Annotated in this window: 21 protein-coding genes; 15 read left to right on the top strand and 6 right to left on the bottom strand. The window is 68.4% G+C overall.

The genetic code is table 11. The features are described 5' to 3' along the window. The first annotated feature begins 358 nt into the window (after positions 1 to 358). The 3 genes from ACOQPE_RS02240 to ACOQPE_RS02230 are packed head-to-tail and all read left to right on the top strand — an operon-like array spanning position 359 to position 3,926. A complete protein-coding gene (locus ACOQPE_RS02240; protein WP_420610297.1) occupies positions 359 to 718 on the top strand; it encodes a hypothetical protein in 360 nt (119 codons plus the stop codon). Between the two features lie 11 nt (positions 719 to 729). Beyond that, positions 730 to 2,127 (top strand): hypothetical protein, encoded by a 1,398-nt coding sequence (locus tag ACOQPE_RS02235; protein WP_420610296.1) that lies wholly within the window; start codon positions 730 to 732, stop codon positions 2,125 to 2,127. Then, on the top strand, positions 2,124 to 3,926 hold the full coding sequence (locus tag ACOQPE_RS02230) for a cupredoxin domain-containing protein (protein WP_420610295.1): 1,803 nt from the start codon (positions 2,124 to 2,126) through the stop codon (positions 3,924 to 3,926). The genes ACOQPE_RS02235 and ACOQPE_RS02230 overlap by 4 nt, the downstream gene beginning before the upstream one ends. Positions 3,927 to 3,961: 35 nt before the next feature. Here the strand turns inward: ACOQPE_RS02230 and ACOQPE_RS02225 are convergent, their stop codons facing one another. Continuing rightward, positions 3,962 to 4,504, bottom strand: a complete 543-nt coding sequence (locus ACOQPE_RS02225; protein WP_420610294.1) for a DUF2269 family protein — start codon at positions 4,502 to 4,504, stop codon at positions 3,962 to 3,964. Positions 4,505 to 4,617: 113 nt separating this feature from the next. Here ACOQPE_RS02225 and ACOQPE_RS02220 point away from each other — a divergent pair, with 113 nt between their 5' ends. Genes ACOQPE_RS02220 through ACOQPE_RS02170 form a run of 11 tightly spaced genes read left to right on the top strand, consistent with a single transcriptional unit; the run spans position 4,618 to position 11,701 of the window. Further along, on the top strand, positions 4,618 to 4,872 hold the full coding sequence (locus tag ACOQPE_RS02220; RefSeq protein ID WP_420610293.1) for a hypothetical protein: 255 nt from the start codon (positions 4,618 to 4,620) through the stop codon (positions 4,870 to 4,872). A gap of 3 nt (positions 4,873 to 4,875) precedes the next feature. Next, the gene (locus ACOQPE_RS02215) at positions 4,876 to 5,751 is read left to right on the top strand and encodes an FAD binding domain-containing protein (RefSeq protein ID WP_420610292.1); all 876 of its coding nucleotides are present in this window, start codon (positions 4,876 to 4,878) and stop codon (positions 5,749 to 5,751) included. Position 5,752: 1 nt separating this feature from the next. Further along, entirely contained in the window at positions 5,753 to 6,334 is a 582-nt protein-coding gene (locus tag ACOQPE_RS02210; protein WP_419916531.1) for a (2Fe-2S)-binding protein, read from the top strand. Position 6,335: 1 nt separating this feature from the next. Then, positions 6,336 to 8,717, top strand: coding sequence for an aerobic carbon-monoxide dehydrogenase large subunit (locus tag ACOQPE_RS02205; RefSeq protein WP_420611340.1), 2,382 nt, complete (start codon positions 6,336 to 6,338; stop codon positions 8,715 to 8,717). After that, positions 8,714 to 9,673: an XdhC family protein gene (locus ACOQPE_RS02200; RefSeq protein ID WP_420610291.1), complete on the top strand. Its 960-nt coding sequence runs from the start codon at positions 8,714 to 8,716 to the stop codon at positions 9,671 to 9,673. The genes ACOQPE_RS02205 and ACOQPE_RS02200 overlap by 4 nt, the downstream gene beginning before the upstream one ends. Continuing rightward, complete coding sequence (locus tag ACOQPE_RS02195; protein WP_420610290.1) at positions 9,673 to 10,257, top strand: SRPBCC family protein; 585 nt, start codon at positions 9,673 to 9,675, stop codon at positions 10,255 to 10,257. Before ACOQPE_RS02200 ends, ACOQPE_RS02195 begins: the two co-directional genes overlap by 1 nt. 10 nt (positions 10,258 to 10,267) lie before the next feature. Further along, the gene (locus tag ACOQPE_RS02190; protein WP_420610289.1) at positions 10,268 to 10,519 is read left to right on the top strand and encodes a hypothetical protein; all 252 of its coding nucleotides are present in this window, start codon (positions 10,268 to 10,270) and stop codon (positions 10,517 to 10,519) included. Positions 10,520 to 10,530: 11 nt separating this feature from the next. Continuing rightward, on the top strand, positions 10,531 to 10,758 hold the full coding sequence (locus ACOQPE_RS02185; protein ID WP_419855468.1) for a hypothetical protein: 228 nt from the start codon (positions 10,531 to 10,533) through the stop codon (positions 10,756 to 10,758). A 13-nt stretch (positions 10,759 to 10,771) separates the two neighbouring features. After that, entirely contained in the window at positions 10,772 to 11,050 is a 279-nt protein-coding gene (locus tag ACOQPE_RS02180; protein WP_420610288.1) for a hypothetical protein, read from the top strand. A gap of 1 nt (position 11,051) precedes the next feature. Continuing rightward, positions 11,052 to 11,342 carry a hypothetical protein gene (locus ACOQPE_RS02175; RefSeq protein ID WP_323672530.1) on the top strand — a complete coding sequence of 97 codons (291 nt, stop codon included), beginning with the start codon at positions 11,052 to 11,054 and terminating at the stop codon, positions 11,340 to 11,342. Beyond that, the gene (locus tag ACOQPE_RS02170; RefSeq protein ID WP_420610287.1) at positions 11,339 to 11,701 is read left to right on the top strand and encodes a hypothetical protein; all 363 of its coding nucleotides are present in this window, start codon (positions 11,339 to 11,341) and stop codon (positions 11,699 to 11,701) included. Before ACOQPE_RS02175 ends, ACOQPE_RS02170 begins: the two co-directional genes overlap by 4 nt. A 10-nt stretch (positions 11,702 to 11,711) precedes the next feature. On the opposite strand, the gene ACOQPE_RS02165 is transcribed toward ACOQPE_RS02170, so the two are convergent. Genes ACOQPE_RS02165 through ACOQPE_RS02145 form a run of 5 tightly spaced genes read right to left on the bottom strand, consistent with a single transcriptional unit; the run spans position 11,712 to position 14,898 of the window. After that, positions 11,712 to 12,179 carry a hypothetical protein gene (locus ACOQPE_RS02165; protein WP_420610286.1) on the bottom strand — a complete coding sequence of 156 codons (468 nt, stop codon included), beginning with the start codon at positions 12,177 to 12,179 and terminating at the stop codon, positions 11,712 to 11,714. A 24-nt stretch (positions 12,180 to 12,203) separates the two neighbouring features. Next, a complete protein-coding gene (locus tag ACOQPE_RS02160) occupies positions 12,204 to 12,488 on the bottom strand; it encodes a hypothetical protein (protein ID WP_420610285.1) in 285 nt (94 codons plus the stop codon). Between the two features lie 27 nt (positions 12,489 to 12,515). After that, positions 12,516 to 13,682 (bottom strand): vWA domain-containing protein, encoded by a 1,167-nt coding sequence (locus tag ACOQPE_RS02155; RefSeq protein WP_420610284.1) that lies wholly within the window; start codon positions 13,680 to 13,682, stop codon positions 12,516 to 12,518. Positions 13,683 to 13,696: 14 nt separating this feature from the next. Then, the gene (locus ACOQPE_RS02150) at positions 13,697 to 14,590 is read right to left on the bottom strand and encodes an AAA family ATPase (protein ID WP_420610283.1); all 894 of its coding nucleotides are present in this window, start codon (positions 14,588 to 14,590) and stop codon (positions 13,697 to 13,699) included. A 26-nt stretch (positions 14,591 to 14,616) separates the two neighbouring features. Next, positions 14,617 to 14,898: a hypothetical protein gene (locus ACOQPE_RS02145; protein ID WP_420610282.1), complete on the bottom strand. Its 282-nt coding sequence runs from the start codon at positions 14,896 to 14,898 to the stop codon at positions 14,617 to 14,619. Positions 14,899 to 15,062: 164 nt separating this feature from the next. Between ACOQPE_RS02145 and ACOQPE_RS02140 the strand changes: the two genes are divergently transcribed. After that, positions 15,063 to 17,273: a molybdopterin-dependent oxidoreductase gene (locus ACOQPE_RS02140; protein WP_420610281.1), complete on the top strand. Its 2,211-nt coding sequence runs from the start codon at positions 15,063 to 15,065 to the stop codon at positions 17,271 to 17,273. Positions 17,274 to 17,297: the final 24 nt, after the last annotated feature.

Below are 17,297 nucleotides of genomic sequence, written 5' to 3'. Positions count from 1 at the left end.
CGGTCCAGAAGGTCCACCCGGCCCGACTGGCCCGCCGGCCGCTCAACAAGGCCCCCCAGGCCCGCCCGGTCCCAACGGCCCGCCCGGCCCTACGGGTCCGTCCGGCAGCGGCCCACCCGGTCCTCCCGGTCCCGCGGGTCCTCCCGGCGTCACTGCGCCCCCTGGCCCGAGCGGTCCTCCCGGCTTGCAGGGTCCGACGGGCGATTCGGGCCCTCCCGGCCCGCCTGGCCCTCTCGGCCCCAAGGGCCCTCCCGGCCCGACCGGCTCTCAGCAAGGTCCGCCCGGTCCGCCCGGTCCGCCCGGTCCGCCCGGCCCGTTCGGCCCGCCCGGCCCGCCCGGCCTGCCCGGTCCGCCCGCCATGTCCACCTCGATCAGCTTCGGCTCGAGCGGCTCGGCTGTCGTTGCGCTGTCGATCCCAGCGCAACGCGCGCGCCGCACGTTCTCTGCCGTCGCCACGCCGGCCTCGGATCGAGCAGAGATGCACAAGGACGTTCGCATCGGCGCTGCTGATCCGCCGGCTGACACCGCTCGCATCGGCGCCGTCTACTTCTCGATCACTGGTGCAGGCAGTTCGGGCGACTGCAAGATCTATCTCTACACCGGCTCGCAATGGGCGCTATGGGGCGTGCTCGACTGCGACGTGATCAACGCGCCGCGTGCAGCGGCGGTGCCCGTGACCGTCCGCAACTGGGGGCCTGCGGCACTGGGCCTGCTGTAGTGGCACGACACTTGCGGTGGGCCGCCGCGATGCTGCTGCTGGTGTCGGCGTGCAGCGCCTCGGGCGGCGAGTCGACGACCAGCGCTCCGCTGGCCGGCGCAGGCGCAGCCCTCGAGGGCCAGGCGTCTGCTGAGAGCCTCACCGCGTTGCTGGCCGAGCCCCTTCACACTCATCGGCACCCCGAGATCGACGCTGCACTGCAAGCACTCGCCGGCGCAGATGCCGTGGACTCCGCGGCGAGCGGCACGGTCGCGCGTGCTGAGGCGCCGGCAGCGCCGCGGACAGCGCCCGACGCCGCTGCTCCGCCTGCCGACGAGCGTGCCCCTGCGGGAGCCGCCGATGCCGCCGACACCGGCACTGCACCGCTGCTGCTGGCAGTCGACGTGCCGGCATTCGCGCCAGTGCCCGCAGACGTCGACGGCGAAACGCTGATGGACGACCGGGCAGAACTGGAGCGCTTCGTCCTGGCCCACGGGCCGACGGCGACGGTTGTGGCGCTCAAGGAGGTCGAACTGGCGACCGGGCGCGATTGCCACGACACGGCGCATGAGGTGGGGCACATCGCCTGGGAGCATTTCGGAGCGGCGGCCTTCGCGACTGTCGGCCACGACTGTCATGCGGGAGCGCTCCACGGCACGATCGAATTGATGTTCGCGCAGCGCGGCACGGCGAGGCTCGCCCAGGACGTGTCGGCTGTGTGCGCCGGCCCCAACCCGTTTCTCGTGCATCAGTGCCTGCACGGCGTGGGCCACGGCCTGATGGCGTGGACGTCGTACGAACTGCCCGAAGCGCTCGGGCTCTGCGACCTCCTGCCCACGGCGCAGAACCGCGACTCCTGCTACGGCGGGGTGTACATGGAGAACGGGATCGGCGGCGTGTCGGGCCGCATGGGCCATACGACCGAGTACATCAGCACGACAGACCCGCATTTCCCCTGCAACGTGCTCGCTGAGCAGTACTGGCCGGGCTGCTACTTCTGGCAGTCGAGCAATCTGTTCTATTTCGGCTGGAGCACCGATGCCGTCATGGAGGTCTGCGGCGAGGCCGCATGGAACTCGACGCAGGCGTGCTACATGTCCACCGGGCGCGACCTGGGCTCGATACACCGCGACGACCCGGCCGTGGCCGCCGCCGACTGCCGCCTCGCAGCGACCGAGGAACGGATCGCCTGGTGCTTCCAGGGCGCGGCGCTGAGCCGCTTCACCGAGCCGGCCAATGCACCGTTCTCAGCGCAGCTCTGCACGCTGGCCGACAGGGCCGACGGTGAGTTCGTCGCGGACAGCTGCTGGGAGATGCTGCTGCGAGACGCACCGCACATCTTCCCCGACGAGCCAGGACTGCGGGAGTTCTGCGACACCATCGACATCGCCAGGCGCCGTCAGGCCTGCCATGGGAAGGCGGATGCGTGAGGCGCTCCGGCTTCGGACGCCTCGGCATCGGGCGGCGGCCTCGGCCCGAACCGCAGAATGACCAGCCCACCGCACGGCAGGGCAGGAATGCGGCGGCGGGCTGGCTCGCGTACGGGCTGTTCGCCGCAGCGGTTGTCGGCGGCGTGGCTGCGATCTTGTGGTGGGGGACCCGTGCCGATGACGATGCGGCGACGGACCTCGTGGCGTCGCCCGAATCGCTCGACATCGCCTACAGCCACAGCCATGCTCACCGCCATGCTGACGGGGTGACCCACAGCCATCCTCATGCGCACGTCTACAGCATTCCGTCGCCGGACACAGCGTCGGCGCCGGGTTCGGTGCCCGCAGCAGCGCCCGCGAGGACGAACGCCGATGCTGCCACCGGCGCCGACGCTGTCACGGGCGCCGGTACTGCGGAAGGCGGTGCCGCGCCGGTCGCCGCCGGCGGGCCGTCGAGCCGGGTGTGGACGGTGGTCTACGGCGACGACGGCGCGTTCGCGCCGGAGCGTGTGGAGATCACGACCGGCGACACAGTGAGGTTCGTGAACGAGTCGGCGGTGCCGGTGTGGCCGGCGTCGAACATCCATCCCACGCACGAGATCCTGCCCGAGTTCGACCCGCTCGAGGCGATCCCGCCTGGGGAGAGCTGGTCGTTCACGTTCACCGAGAACGGCTGGTGGCGCTACCACAACCACATCGACGCGTCCCAGACCGGCACCGTGGTCGCGACCGGTGCCACGGACACCGGCGCCGGCGTTGCGCCGCTGCTTGCCGACATGACGGTGCCGGAGTTCCCGCCGTTCCCGGCTGAAGTCGACGGCGAAGCGCTGTTCGACGACACCGTCATGCTCGCGGAGTTCGTGGAGCGCTTCGGACCGGCGGGCACCGCAGCAGCGCTCACGGAAGCCGAGCAGCGCACCGGACGCTATTGCCACGACACAGCCCACGATGTCGGCCGGCTCGCCTATGAGATCTTCGGGCCGATCGCTTTCTCCATCGCCGGTCACGACTGCCAGTCGGGGGCACTTCACGGTGCGACCGAGGCCATGTTCGCCGATCGCGGCACAGCACGGCTCGCCGAGGACACCAACGCCCTCTGCGGGCTCGCGGAGAACAAGTTCGTGCGCCACCAGTGCTTCCACGGCGTGGGGCACGGCCTGATGGCGTGGACGTCGTATGAGATCCACGAGGCGCTGGGGCTCTGCGACCAAGTGCACGAAGACGACGCACCGTCGTGCTATTCGGGCGTGTTCATGGAGAACGTGGTGGGAGGGCTCTCGGGCCTGATGGGGCACACCACCGAGTACCTGCTCGACGACGACCCCCACTACCCCTGCGATGTGGTCGGCGAGCGGTACCGGGCCGACTGCTACTACTACCAGACCACCCACATGTGGCGGGTCTTCGACGGCGACATGTCTGCCGTTGCTGCTGTGTGTGCCACGCTCGGCGACAGGTCCAAGGAACTGTGCTTCTCATCGTACGGCCGCGACGTCGGGAACCTGACCCGCGGCGATCCCGCGGCGGCCGTCGAGCTCTGCGGCCATGCGCCCGCCGGGGCAGATCGCGTGGAATGCCTCTCCGGCGCCGCGCAGGACCGCTTCTGGGAGACCTCAGGTTCCGACGAGGCGATCGTGATGTGCTCGCTGCTGAGCGACGCCGACGAAGCCGGGGCGTGCTGGTGGACGATCATCGACCGCGCCGGCGACGTGTACACCGAGCCGTCGGGCCGCCGGGGCTTCTGCGACCGCGTGCCGGAGAGCTGGCGCGCCCGGTGCGAATCGCAGATCGCCGCCTGACGCCTCCCCTGCTCGGGCTGCGCGATCCCCAGGATCTACAGGCCCGGCTTGGTGACCATCACGGCTATGGCGGCCACGATGACCAGGTTGCTCGCCATCGACCAGAGCTCGGTGCGTCGGCGCAAGCGCTGAGCTTCACCGGAAAGCCCGGCACCCGTGTCCATGGCCTCGGTCAGCTTGGCGCTGGTCGGCCGCAGCCCGCCGTGGGCGATGCCTAACCAGACGAAGTACAGGATGAACGCAGTCGTCACCCAGCCTTGCCGGAACGTCCAGCGGTCATCGATGAGCACCGCCACCACGCCGGCGACGCCGGCGAGGTACGCAGCCATATCCGTCAGCCGGTTCGACGCCAACTCCAACGCCCGCCGCACAGCAGCAGCAGCGTCAGGACCATCAGCCCATGCCCGTCTCAGCACGACGGTGCCCAACGCGCTGCCGCCGAATCCCACCACCGCACTCACCAAGTGAACGACGAGCACAGCCTGGTACCAGCCGGAGTTGAAGCTGGCTGCCACAAGCGAACCGCTGAAGCCGAGCACCATGCCCGTGAGTATCGCCGCCAAAGGCACCGATGCCATAGCGGTCGCATGTACCGGCGCGACGAGTGAGCTCGTTCGGAGTACCGCGACGGGCAGTGGTAAGTTCGCTGTGCCGCAGAGACACGGCCGGATCTCCGGGGGAAGGGGTATCCATGCCGATCGAGTCATCAGGCCATAGCGCCGGCAACCCGAGGATGTACGAGGTCATCGAGGGTGCGCCCAAGGAAGGCGCCAGCCCGACGATCTGGGCCTGGCCGCAGCTCATCGACTATCTCAAAGTCGCTGGTCAGCCAGTTCAGGGGCCATGGCCGCCACACCAGGGGCGACGGCCTGATCCCGACGCCGACGCGATGCCGCGAGCTGTGCCGGATCCGCAAGGTCCCGGCGGGCCGTCGACAGGGGGCTGACGCATGTATCCATCTCGCTTCCGCTACGAAGCGCCCTCGACCGTCGCCGAGGCAGTCGCGATGCTCGCCGCCGCAGACGGCGAGGCCAAGATCCTGGCGGGCGGCCAGAGCCTCATTCCGATGATGAAGCTGCGATTCGCGGCGCCCGCGATGATCGTGGACATCAACGGCATCGGCGGCCTCGACTACCACCGGTCCGATCCCGACGGCACCTATCGCATCGGGGCGCTGTGCCGGCACGCTGATCTCGAGAAATCCGCTGCGCTCGCCGATGCCCAACCGACCATCGCTGCGGCGGCCCCCGTCGTGGCCGACCCGTTGGTGCGCACACGGGGGACGCTCGTGGGCTCGGTGTGTCACGCCGACCCGCAAGGCGACTGGGCCTCGGTCATGGTGTCGCTGGAAGGCGCCATCGTGGCTCAAGGCCCGAATGGGCGCCGGAGCATTCAGGTGGCCGATCTCATCGACGGCCCGTTCCAGACGGTGCTCGCTCCCGACGAGATCGCCGTCGAGGCAGTGATTCCCGCAGCACGCGGCGCCCGGGCGGGTGGCTATCTCAAGCTCGAACGTCGGGTCGGTGACTTCGCCACCGTCGGCGTCGCGGTCTCGGTGGAGATGTCGGGCGGCAGCGTTGCGCGTGCGGGCATTGGGCTCACCGCTGTCGGGCCTGCGACCATCAACGCCTCCGACGCCGCAGCGGCGCTGGTCGGCACGGCGCTCGATTCGGATGCCGTCGACGCGGCAGCCCAGCTCGCGGCCGAGGCGGCTCAGCCACGCTCTGACCACCGGGGAAGCGCCGATTACAAGCGCCACGTCGTCGCCACCTTCGTGCGGCGCATCGGCGCTCAGATCCAGCGATCAGAACAAGAGGCGGCCTGACATGAGCACATTGTTCGAAGAGGTCCGTCCGAGCGACGGCGGCGCCGGTGACGCAGTGCCGGTTCGCCGTGTGGAGCTGACCGTCAACGGCGAGCGGCGTGCGGCCGACGTGGAGCCGCGGCTGTTGCTGGCGCACCTGCTGCGCAACGGCTTCCGGCTGACGGGGACTCACACCGGTTGCGACACGACCAACTGCGGCGCATGCACCGTGCTGTACGACGGTGTGCCCGTCAAGAGCTGCACGATGTTCGCCGTCCAGGCCGACGGCCACGAGGTGCTCACCGTCGAAGGCCTGGCGACGGCGAGCGAGCTGCATCCGATCCAGGAGGGCTTCAAGGACGAGCACGGCCTGCAGTGCGGTTTCTGCACCCCGGGCATGATGCTCGCCGCGAAGGCGTTGCTGGAAGAGAACCCGAACCCCAGCGAGGACGAGATCCGCTGGGCGCTGTCGGGGAATCTCTGCCGCTGCACGGGCTACCAGAACATCGTCAAGGCCGTGATGTGGGCGGCCGAGAAGCTAGGCGCCAACGTTGAGAGCGACGGTGCGGACGATGCCGGCGATGACGCAGGCGGGGAGGGCTGAGATGGCGCTCGACGAGATCAAGATCGGCGGCCTCGGCGCCAGCCGGCGCAGGGTGGAGGACAACCGCTTCATCCGCGGCAAGGGCAACTACATCGACGACATCGCCCTGCCCGGGATGCTGCACATGGAGATCCTGCGCAGCCCGCTGGCTCACGCCCGCATCCGCTCCATTGACGTCAGTGCTGCCTGGGCCATTCCCGGCGTTCGCATGGTGCTCACCGGCGACATGCTGGCCGCCCGGAACCTGGCCTGGATGCCGACGCTGTCATACGACACCCAAGCCGTCCTCGCCACCGACAAGGTCCGGTTCCAGGGCCAGGAAGTGGCCTGCGTCGTCGCCGACGACCCCTACATCGCAAAGGACGGCTGCGAGGCGATCGTGGTCGACTACGAGCCGCTGCCGCCCATCGTCAACCCGATCCAGGCAACGGCACCCGGCGCGCCGCTGATCCGCGACGACAAGACCGGCCAAGACTCCAACGTTGTCTTCGACTGGGAGGTCGGCGACCGTGAGGGCACCGACCGGGCCTTCGCGCAGGCCGATGTGGTCTCGACCATCGACATGCACTACCCGCGCTCGCACCCGTCGCCCATCGAGGCGTGCGGCTCGATCGCCGATTTCAACCGGGCGACCTCGAAGCTCACCGTGTACATGACCACCCAGGCGCCGCACATCATCCGCGCCGCGGTGGCCTTGGTAGCCGAGCTGCCCGAGCACATGATCCGCATCGTGTCCCCCGACCTCGGCGGCGGATTCGGGAACAAGGTGCCGGTGTACCCGGGCTATGTCGTGTCGATCCTGGCGTCGATCCTGCTCGAGTGCCCCGTCAAGTGGATCGAGGACAAGAGCGGCAACCTCATCTCGACGGGGTTCGGCCGCGACATCTACCTCAAGGGCGAGATGGCGCTGCGCAACGACGGCCGCATTCTCGGCGTGCGCATGCACACCGACTCCGACCACGGCGCCTTCTTCTCCGATGCCCAGCCGAGCAAGTTCAAGATCGGCCTGATGCACTCGGCCTTCAGCTGTTACGACATTCCCGCCGCGCATCTCACAGCCCAAGGCGTCTACACCAACAAGGCACCCGGCGGCGTCGCGTATCGCTGCTCATTCCGGGTCACCGAGGCCATGTACTTCCAGGAGCGCATGGTGCAGGCGGCCGCCGCCGACCTGGGCATGGACCAGGCCGAGTTCCGCCGCATCAACCTGGTGCGCGACGACGACTTCCCCCATCGCACGCCCTGGGGGTTCCTCACCGATTCCGGCCAGTACGGCAAGTGCCTCGACCTCGGGCTCGAAGCGATCGGCTACGAGGACTTCCTGCGCCAGAAGGAGGAGGCGCGCCAGCGGGGCCGGCTGCTGGGCATCGGCATCTCGACCATGACCGAGCCCCTCGGGGCGGGCAACAGCCGGGAGTACGACATCTTGGGCATCAAGATGTTCGACTCCGCCGAGCTGAAGGTCCACATGACCGGCAAGGCGCTGCTGCGCACCGGCGCCAAGACACAGGGCCAAGGCCACGAGACCACCTGGGCGCAGATCGTCGCCCACGAGCTGGGCATACCGGCCGAGGATGTCCTGGTCGAAGAGGGCGATACCGACACGGCCCCATTCGGTATGGGTACGTACGCGTCACGCAGCACCCCCGTGGCCGGGGCGGCGGTGGCCATGGTGTCGCGCAAGATCCGGGCCAAGGCCCGCAAGATCGCCGCGCACCTGCTCGAGGTGTCCGAAGAGGACATCGAATGGGAACTCGGCAGGTTCTCGGTGCGTGGCGCACCTGACCGGGGCGTGACCATCCAGGAATGCGCGATCGCCGCCTACAGCAACATGCCCGACGGAATGGAGCCGGGCCTGGAGAACAACGCCTACTACGACCCGCCGAACCTGACGTGGCCGTTCGCTTGCTACATCGCGACCGTCGAGGTCGATCCCGAGACCGGGGTGTGGGACGTGCTGCGGGTGGTGGCGGTGGACGACTGCGGCGTGCGCATCAACCCGATGATCGTCGAGGGCCAGATCATGGGCGGGCTCACCGAGGCCTACGCCATGGCCAACATGCAGTTCATCACCTTCGACGAGGACGGCAATTGCATCGGCTCCAACTACATGGACTACCTGCTGCCGACCGCATGGGAGACACCGGGCTTCGAACTCCACGAAGTGGTGACGCCGTGCCCCCACCATCCCATCGGTGCGAAGGGCATCGGCGAGTGCGCCACCGTCGGCGGTCCGGCGGCGTTCGTCAATGCGGTGATCGATGCCATCGGCGACACCGGCGTGCGCAATATCGACATGCCGCTGCTGCCTGATCGGGTCCATGAGGCCATCACGCAGGGCCACGACGTCTCCGGCGCTCCGCCGGTGCGCACCGAGCCATGAGCAGCTCCGGACTCGTCGGGTCCGAACCGGTCGGACAAGGGGCGGTCGAGGGCTGGGGTGTGCTCGAGCGCGCCACCGAGCTCGCTCGCAGCGGTGAGGCATTCGTGCTGGCCACGGTTGTCTGGCGCGAGGGTCCGACATCGGGGCAGCGCGGTTCTCGCGCCATCTACACGGCCGCAGGCGAGATGTACGGATGGATCGGCGGCGCGTGCGCCGAGCCGGTGTTCGTCCGGGAGGCCATCGCGACGCTCGAGGCGGGCACGCCGCGCTTGCTGGCGCTCGGCGCGAGCGACCGATTCGGCGACCTGCCCCAGGGCACCACTGCGGTGCCCATGTCGTGCCAGAGCGAAGGCGCCCTGCAGATCTACTTGGAGCCCGTCGTGGCCGCACCCCACCTCGTGATCGTCGGAAGCTCGCCCATGGCGACCACCCTGTCGGTTCTGGCCGCCCAGCTCGACTGGCGTGTCGAGCTGATCGACCGCGCCGAGTTCAGCGAAGGGCTGCTCACGCCGCAGTCGATGGTGGTGGTTGCCACCCAAGGGCACGGCGATGAGGACGTGCTGACCGCTGCGTTCAAGGCCGATCCGGCGTACGTGGGCCTGGTCTCATCGGCTCGACGAGGCCGCAGCGTCCGGGCCCTGCTTGCCGATCAAGGCGTGGAAGAGACCCAGCTCGGCGCACTCAGGGCTCCTGCCGGCCTGGATCTCGGCAGCACCTCGCACAAAGAGGTTGCCGTGTCGATCCTGGCCGAGCTGGTGCAGCTCCGTGCCCAGGGTGTGTTCGCAGCGACAGCCAGCGCCCAAGCGTCGGCGATGCCGGCGGCCGTCGACCCTGTCTGCGGCATGACCGTCCAGATCGATCCGGCGACGCCGTCGCTGGAGATCGGCGACGAGGTCTTCTACTTCTGCTGTGCGGGGTGCCGCACAACCTTCGCACGTGAGCGGGGAGTCGCTTGATGCAGATCACCAACCAGTTCCAGGTCGCGCAGCCGCTGGAGGCTGTGTGGAGCTTCTTCGGCGACGTGCCGCAGGTGGCGGCATGCCTGCCGGGCACCGAGCTGACCACCGAGCTGGGCGACGACCGCTACGGCGGCACCGTGTCCATCGGTCTCGGCCCCATCAAGCTCGACTTCGACGGCGGTGCCGAGATCACGCAGCGGGACGAGGAGAACCGGACGATCTCTGTCGCTGCCAGCGGCGCCGATCGCAAGGGCCGGGGCCAAGCCACGCTCGAACTCAACGCCAGCCTCGCTGACGCTGCGGGCGGCACGAGCGTGGAGGTGGCCATGGACCTACAGCTCTCCGGGCCCGCAGCACAGTACGGGCGCGGCCTGGTGAGCGACATCACCGCTGTACTGCTGAACGACTTCGCCGCCAACGTCCAGAACCGGCTCGCCGCGATGGCAGAGGGCCGCGATCCAGACCAAGTCGAACAGGTTCAAGCCGCCGGTGGCCTCGCCATCGGTCTGCGTGCCGCGGGCATGGGCCTCGCCCGCGTCGTGCGCCGGCTTGCCCTTCCGTACCGACCCGAGGCCGTGTGAGGAGGCGCTCGTGCTCTGGTGGATAGGAAACCTGATACTGCTCCTGGTGGTCGTGCCGGTCGCGCTTGCGCTGCTGAACCGGGTGCTCGCCGCGATCGAGCGCATTCGCAAGGCCAGCGACGACATCCTGGCTGGCGGCGTGGGGATCATCGGTGAGCTCGACCCCACGCAGGACTTGCTCGCAACTACTGACGAGACGATCGAAGAAGTGGCGGACGGTGCTGTCCGCTACGCCGGTTCGGTCGGGAAGCTCCTGGGCTGAAAGGGGACGTGATGCCTGTTGTTGCCTGGGTCACTGTCATCATCGGCGGCTTGATCATCCTGGCGGCCGCGGTGGGCCTGCTGCGGGTGGTGCTGCACTTGGTGGCGGTGCACCGCACGCTCACCCAAGTAGCCGGCGGTGTTCGCGTCATCGCCGAACAGACCTCGACGGTGCCCACGGTGCTGCCGTCGGTCAATTCGACGCTCATGCCCGTCCACGACTTCTGCGAATCGATCTGAGGGAGGCACCGCCATGCTGCAGTTACTCGCCCAGAGTTCGGACGCCGGATCCACCACCGGATGGGTCATCGGCTACGTCATCGGCATCGTCGTGGTGATCGCGGTGGTCGCCCTCGTCGTGCCGATCCTGATGCTGGCCCGCTCGATCGGCAATCGGGCCACCGAGATCAACGACGGGCTGGAGGACGCCGTCACCAACACGGCGGCGCTCGGGGAACTGAACACCACGATCGCAGCGGCAACGGTGATCGTCGACGGCCTCAAGCGTGGCCGGAACCGGTTAGGAGGCTGACATGAACCTGCTGGCTCTCACCGACACCCAAGAGAACCTCTGGTGGGGGGTCATCATCGGCGGTTTCGTGGTGATCGTGGCCGTGGTGGTGCTGCTCACCATGCTGGTGCTTCTGGTGCGCACGATCGAGCGCCGGGTGGAGACCATCAAAGGCACGCTCGAGCGAGCCGCTGCCAATACGTCTGATACCGCCCTGATCGCCGAGACAGCCGACGGGGTCGACGCGGTGCTGACCGAAGGCCTCGAACACCACCTGTTCCTCGGCCGAGTACTCGACAAGGTGCGCTCATGACGACACTCGTAGTTCTCTCCGTCATCCTGATCGGCCTGTTCATTGCCGGGCTCGCGTTCTACCTGTTCGTGGTGGGCAGCCAGCTCACCCGGATCGCCGGCCTGCTCGAGGAGTGCTCGCAGATCGTGTGGAAGATCAAGTCCGACGCTGAGGCCGTCGAGCCGGGCGTCGAACGCATCAACAACACGGCCGGCGTCATCGCCGGCGCTCTGCCACTGCTGTACGGCATGGCCGAAGGCATCGTGACCGGCGCCACCTACGAGCCTGATCCAGAGCCGCGCGAGCCGTCGCCGGCCCGGCCCGCGATGGGCACGCGCCGCAGCCGGCTTCACGACGCAGTCGGCTATCACCCCGAATAGCCGTCAGCAATCAGCTCGAGCCTGACTCAGAGGTTGGTCCGGTCGAACCGCTGGGGTCTCGCGTGGTCGTGAGCGGGCCCGCAGTGGGGGCCCGGTAGCTGCCGATCCATTCGTCCTCCCACACCCGGTCGAACTGGTCGGGCGCGCAGCCGGGCCGGTAGATGGCGACGAGCTCCTGGACGATCTGCTCGCGATGTGAGCGCAGCCCGCCCGGTACCTCGTAGGTGCAGATGTGGAGGTTCCACTTGTTGCCGGCGCGCCGTTCCCAGCACTTGGCGCGGGGGTGGCCGAACGGCAGCCCAGCCGCTGCCAGGTTGTCCGCGTGGTCGACGTCGAGCACGGCATAGTCGTACGGCTTGCCGTCGGGGTCGGCCCGGTACAGGACCGCGAACACGGCTGCACCCGTCGTCGGCGTCCAGCCGCCGAGCACTCGTGGCCCCTCGAAGGGGTAACCGGCAAGCGAGCCGAGCCGGATCATTGGGGCCGAATCATTGGGGCCGCGTCATTCGTCGAACTCCAACTCGTCCTCGCCGATCACTTCGGCTCGGGTCATCGGCCAGGCGGGGAGGTCTGCTGTCTCGACGGCAGCAGCGAACGCTGCCATGGCCGCTTCGACGGCTTGGTCGGAGCTCTCAGCCTCCACAACGATCTGGGCGCCGTAGGCCATCGCACCGACGCCGGATGCGATGCCTTCGAGCGGTGCGACAGCATCGGCCAGCGCGACTACCTCATCCAGTTCGATGGGGCGGTCGCCTTCGGCCTGGATGGAAACGCTCCATCGGCTCATCGTTCGCGGCTCATCAGCACCCCAGGATCACCCGACGTGGGCCAGCTTGGCGGCGAACTGTTCCAGGCTCGCCAAGTCGTGGCCCGATTCAAGCGTGTCGATGAACGGGCCGGCGGCCATCATGCCCAGTGTGCTGGGCGGGGTGTCCGAGTGGTCGCCGACCAGCGGGTTCATCCAGATGATCCGGTGGCAGAGCCGGCTCAGGCGTTCCATTGCGCTCGCCAGGGCGGCAGGCTCGCCCCGATCCAGCCCGTCGGAGCAGATGACGACGGTGGCGCCACGGCTGAGCCCCTTGCGGCCCCACCTGCGGATGAAGCTGTCCAGCGATGCTCCGATCCGGGTGCCTCCGTCCCAGTCCAGAACGCGGGCAGCCGCCAGCTTCATCGCGTCGTCGGGGTTGCGTCGGTCGAGCGCTGGGGTGATGCGCGTCAACCGGGTGCCGAAGCAGAACACCTCCACCTTCTGGGCCGCCCTGCGCATCGAGTATGCGAACTGCAGCAGGTTCCGGGAGTAGTCGGCCATCGACCCCGATATGTCGAGGATCAGCACGAGCGGGCGAGCCCGCTCGGCTCGCGTCACGCGATGCAGGACCGGGGCGGCGTGGCTGAGACGCATGGCGTCGCGGGCTATGCGTCGGATGTCGAGGCGTGCCCCCGACGGGTCGGTGCGACGCCGCCGGGTGCGACGGCGGGGCGGTTCGAGTCGAACCTGCGCCATGATGCGCCGCAGCGCAGCCAGCTCGGTGGGCGTGCACTCGGCGAAGCGCTTGTCGCGCTGGATCTCGACCCCGGAGGCCTGACGCCCGAGCACCATCGGCCGGTCGTCACCCGTTTGAGTGCCGGGCTCGCTGTCCGGCACGTTCAGCGTGCCGCTCTGGCCCTGCGCGATCGGTTCGGATTCGGAAGGTTCGGGGTCGGCCGGGGCCCGGTGTCCCAAGAAGTACTGGCGGAATACCTCGTCGTAGAGCGGCAGGTGGTCCCGGCGATGGACCAGCGTCGTGCGGCCGCTCCAGTAGACGTCTTCGAGATCGCTCGGTGTGAGCTCCGAGACCGCAGAGCAGAACGTGACTACGTCGTCGGAGCCCACCGGCAGACCTGCGTCTCGCAACGCATGGCCAAAGCCGACGAGTCTCGCTACGAATTCCATTGGCGGCGTGCTGGCCACGGCTTCGAAGGCCCGGCCCACGTCAGGCATCAGCGGCGCCGCGGTCAGGCATCGGCAACAACCCTGTCGAGTTCGGCTTCGACCAGTTCGAGGTCGTCGCGGTCCTTGATGACCGCGCCGATCGTGTCGGCTGCGGCCGCCGCATCGAGATCGTCGGTGCCCAGCACGCCGAGCGCATCCACCCAGTCCAGCGTCTCGGCGATACCCGGCGGCTTGGCGAGATCCATGTCACGCAGGCGCTGAACGGCGGCAACCACCTTGTGGGCGAGGGTCGCGACGGCATCGGGCGCACGCAAGCGCACGATCTCGATTTCCTCCTCGAAGCTGGGGTAACCGATCCAGTGGTAGAGGCATCGGCGCTTGAGGGCGTCGTGCAGTTCCCGGGTGCGATTCGAGGTCAGCACCACCATCGGCCGGCTGGCCGCGGTGACGGTGCCGATCTCGGGAATCGTGATCTGGAAGTCCGACAGCAGCTCTAGCAGGAAGGCCTCGAATTCGTCGTCGGCACGATCGACCTCGTCGATCAGCAGCACCGCACTGATGCCGGCCTTGATCGCCGACAGCAGCGGCCTCTCGATGAGGAATTCAGGGCCGTACAGCCCGCTGACGGCCTCGGCGTCGGTCAGCTCGCTCTCCGACAGCGCCCTGACGTGCAGCATCTGCCGCGCGTAGTCCCACTCGTAGAGCGCTTGGTAGGTGTCGATGCCCTCGTAGCACTGCAGGCGGATCAGCTCCCGCCCGCCGATCTGCGCGAGGCACTTGGCCATCTCGGTCTTGCCGACTCCGACCTCGCCTTCGAGCAGGATCGGCCGGCCCAACCGCATCCCGATGAGCGTTGCGGTGGCCAGGCCTCGGCTCGCGAGGTAGCCGGCGGAGCGAAGCTGTGCCTGGAGGTCGGCAACGCTCGCCGGTGTCTCGTTGCGGGGCTGGTCGCTCACCGTTGGAGCCCGGGACGCCGCTGGCTTCAGTCGCTCGATGTGGGACCGAGGACCAGGTCGCGCACTGAGGTGCCGTCGGGGGATGACTTGCCCTCGCGTTCGAGCAGCTTCCGCCACGACGTGGCGATGTCCTCGTCGCCTTCAGCAAAGCCGTCGAAGGTGAAGTGGCGCGCGTTGCGGCAGATCTTGACGTTGCTGCGCTCAGCGTCGAAGCCGGCGCCGTCGTCTCCCTGCCAGACATCTGTCAGGACGGGCTGCGGCTCGGCGCCGGCGTCTGCCTGCACAGGCGCCGGATCAGTCGATGTCACCGCCTCGATAGTAGCCGCAGGCGCAAAATCCCGATCAGCGCCTCCGCCAGAACTACCGCCGACTGCTTGCCAGTCAACAGCGGGAGCGGGCGGTTGCCCGTGCTTGGGACGTAATCTCGGGAGACCCCGGGGCACCTCGGGCACGCCGCGAGAAAAGGGCCCGTATGACCGATCGCCAGATTCATATCCGAAGCTGCTCATTGTGTGAGGCGATGTGCGGGCTCGAGGTGCATCACGCCGACGGCGAAGTGAAGCTGATCAGGCCGAATCGCGACGATGTCTGGTCGAAGGGCTACATCTGCCCCAAGGGCACCGTGCTCGGGCACATGTACGCCGATCCCGATCGAGTACGCAGGCCGCTGGTCCGCGACGCAGCTGGCGATCTGGCAGAGGCCAGCTGGGATGCCGCCTTGGAGCGCTGCGCCGAGCTGCTCGGCGGCGTGCGCGACAGGTACGGCGTCGAGGCGATCACCGCCTACCTCGGCAACGCCACCGGCTTCAACTACTCCATCAGCCGCTATGCCGGCATGTTCCTGCAGCTCGCCGGGATACCCACGGTGTATTCGTCTGGCACCGTCGACACGTGGTCCAAGAACGTGGCGTGTCAGCTGATGTACGGGCACTCGTGGCGCATCCCGGTGCCCGACATCGACCGCACCGACTTCATGGTGGTGCAGGGCGCCAACCCGTCCGCCAGCCAGGGCAGCTTCATGGGCTGCCCCGACGTTCCGGGTGCGCTGGACTTGGTGCGCGAGCGAGGCAAGGTGGTGGTGATCGACCCGCGCCGCAGCGAGACCTGCGCGCATGCCGACCAGTGGCTGCCGGTGCGGCCGGGCACCGATGCGCTGCTGCAGCTCGCCGTGGTGAACGTGCTGTTCGACGAAGGGCTCGTGCAGCTGGGGCACCTGGCTGATCGGCTCAAGGGTGTGGACGAGGTGCGGGCCATTGCTGCTGAGTTCCCGCCGGAGCGGGTGGCCGACGCGTGCGGTGCCGACGCCGGCGCGATCCGCACCCTCGCGCGCGAGTTCGCCGCCGCCGAGCGCGCTGTGTGGTACGCCCGCATCGGCACCTGCAATCAGGAGTTCGGCACGCTGGCGTCGTGGCTGCCTGATGTCATCTGCGCGCTCACCGGCAACCTGGACGCGGTCGGCGGGATGATGTGGGCGAAGCCGGTGGCGTGGTCGATGCTGCAGCAGGACTGGGGCTTCGAGGGCGGGTTCGACCGCTGGCGGAGCAGGGTTCGCGACATTCCCGAGGTGCTCGGCCAGTTCCCGATGGGGTGCCTCGCAGAGGAGATCGACACGCCCGGCGAGGGGCAGCTCAAAGGGTTGATCGTGGTGGGCGGCAACCCGGTGCTGTCGGCCCCCAATTCCGAGCGCCTCGACAAGGCACTGCCGCTGCTGGAGGCGATGATCTCCGTGGACAATGCGCTGAACGAGACCTCCCGCCACGCCCACGTCGTCTTGCCGGGCCTGGCCGCGCTGGAACAGCACTTCTACTCCGAGATGCTGTGGGGCTGGGCCAAGCGCTCTGCGGCGAAATATGCGCCCCCGCTGTTCCCGCCTGCCGACGACCGACCCGACGAATGGGAGATCCTCACCCGGCTCGGAGCAATGTGTGCCGGCATGGGAGACGTGAATGCGGCCGAGTTCGACGACCTCTACTTCTCGGCGCTCGCTGAGCTGGCGGGCGTAGACCCGGCGATGGCGCTGGAGGCATCGCCCGAACCCGGGCCCGAGCGGCTGAACGATCTGGCCATCCGCACCGGTCCGTGGGGCGATCGCTACGGCGAGAATCCCGACGGCTTGAACCTCGACAAGCTCAAGGAGCTGCCGAACGGGCTCGACATGGGTCCGATGGTCCCCCAAGTCGACGACATCGTGGTGAACCCCGACGGCAAGATCGACCTGGCGCCTGGGCGCATCACCTCCGATGTCGAGCGCTTGGAGGCGAGCCTTGAACGGTCCGACGCATCGCTGGTACTCACCAGCCGGCGCCATGTGCGCTCGAACAACTCGTGGATGCACAACGTCGAGGTTTTGGTGCGCGGCAAGGATCGCTGCACGCTGCTCATCCATCCCGACGATGCCGCGAACGCAGGCGTGACCGACGGAGAGCTGGCCCGGGTCTCGTCGTCCAGCGGTGCCGTCGAGGTGCCTGTGGAAGTCAGCGATCAGATGTACCCGGGCGTCGTGTCGCTGCCCCACGGCTGGGGGCACGACAAGCCGGGCACCCGCCAATCAGTGGCGAGCAGGTACGCCGGTGTCAACTACAACGTGCTCGTCCCGCCCGATTTCGTCGACGTTCCGTCTGGCAACGCCGCCGTCAATGGCGTGCCGGTGACCGTCGCCCCGGCATCCGGGGTTCCCGCCTGATCTGTCAGCGGTCAGAGGAAGATA

Source organism: Candidatus Poriferisodalis sp. (genome assembly GCF_965219595.1).
Taxonomy (GTDB): Bacteria; Actinomycetota; Acidimicrobiia; order Acidimicrobiales; family Poriferisodalaceae; genus Poriferisodalis.
The sequence above is the reverse complement of the archived record's forward strand: the minus strand, read 5'-3'. Positions and strand labels throughout refer to the sequence as shown.

Excerpts from the sequence above, each read along its gene's own strand:
- ACOQPE_RS02180 (WP_420610288.1), top strand. The coding sequence starts at position 10,772 with ATGCTGCAGTTACTCGCCCAGAGTTCGGACGCCGGATCCACCACCGGA.
- ACOQPE_RS02170 (WP_420610287.1), top strand. The coding sequence starts at position 11,339 with ATGACGACACTCGTAGTTCTCTCCGTCATCCTGATCGGCCTGTTCATT.
- ACOQPE_RS02165 (WP_420610286.1), bottom strand. The coding sequence starts at position 12,179 with ATGATCCGGCTCGGCTCGCTTGCCGGTTACCCCTTCGAGGGGCCACGA.
- ACOQPE_RS02240 (WP_420610297.1), top strand. The coding sequence starts at position 359 with ATGTCCACCTCGATCAGCTTCGGCTCGAGCGGCTCGGCTGTCGTTGCG.
- ACOQPE_RS02220 (WP_420610293.1), top strand. The coding sequence starts at position 4,618 with ATGCCGATCGAGTCATCAGGCCATAGCGCCGGCAACCCGAGGATGTAC.
- ACOQPE_RS02205 (WP_420611340.1), top strand. The coding sequence starts at position 6,336 with ATGGCGCTCGACGAGATCAAGATCGGCGGCCTCGGCGCCAGCCGGCGC.
- ACOQPE_RS02210 (WP_419916531.1), top strand. The coding sequence starts at position 5,753 with ATGAGCACATTGTTCGAAGAGGTCCGTCCGAGCGACGGCGGCGCCGGT.
- ACOQPE_RS02200 (WP_420610291.1), top strand. The coding sequence starts at position 8,714 with ATGAGCAGCTCCGGACTCGTCGGGTCCGAACCGGTCGGACAAGGGGCG.
- ACOQPE_RS02140 (WP_420610281.1), top strand. The coding sequence starts at position 15,063 with ATGACCGATCGCCAGATTCATATCCGAAGCTGCTCATTGTGTGAGGCG.
- ACOQPE_RS02225 (WP_420610294.1), bottom strand. The coding sequence starts at position 4,504 with ATGGCATCGGTGCCTTTGGCGGCGATACTCACGGGCATGGTGCTCGGC.
- ACOQPE_RS02160 (WP_420610285.1), bottom strand. The coding sequence starts at position 12,488 with ATGAGCCGATGGAGCGTTTCCATCCAGGCCGAAGGCGACCGCCCCATC.
- ACOQPE_RS02215 (WP_420610292.1), top strand. The coding sequence starts at position 4,876 with ATGTATCCATCTCGCTTCCGCTACGAAGCGCCCTCGACCGTCGCCGAG.
- ACOQPE_RS02175 (WP_323672530.1), top strand. The coding sequence starts at position 11,052 with ATGAACCTGCTGGCTCTCACCGACACCCAAGAGAACCTCTGGTGGGGG.
- ACOQPE_RS02185 (WP_419855468.1), top strand. The coding sequence starts at position 10,531 with ATGCCTGTTGTTGCCTGGGTCACTGTCATCATCGGCGGCTTGATCATC.
- ACOQPE_RS02155 (WP_420610284.1), bottom strand. The coding sequence starts at position 13,682 with ATGCCTGACGTGGGCCGGGCCTTCGAAGCCGTGGCCAGCACGCCGCCA.
- ACOQPE_RS02195 (WP_420610290.1), top strand. The coding sequence starts at position 9,673 with ATGCAGATCACCAACCAGTTCCAGGTCGCGCAGCCGCTGGAGGCTGTG.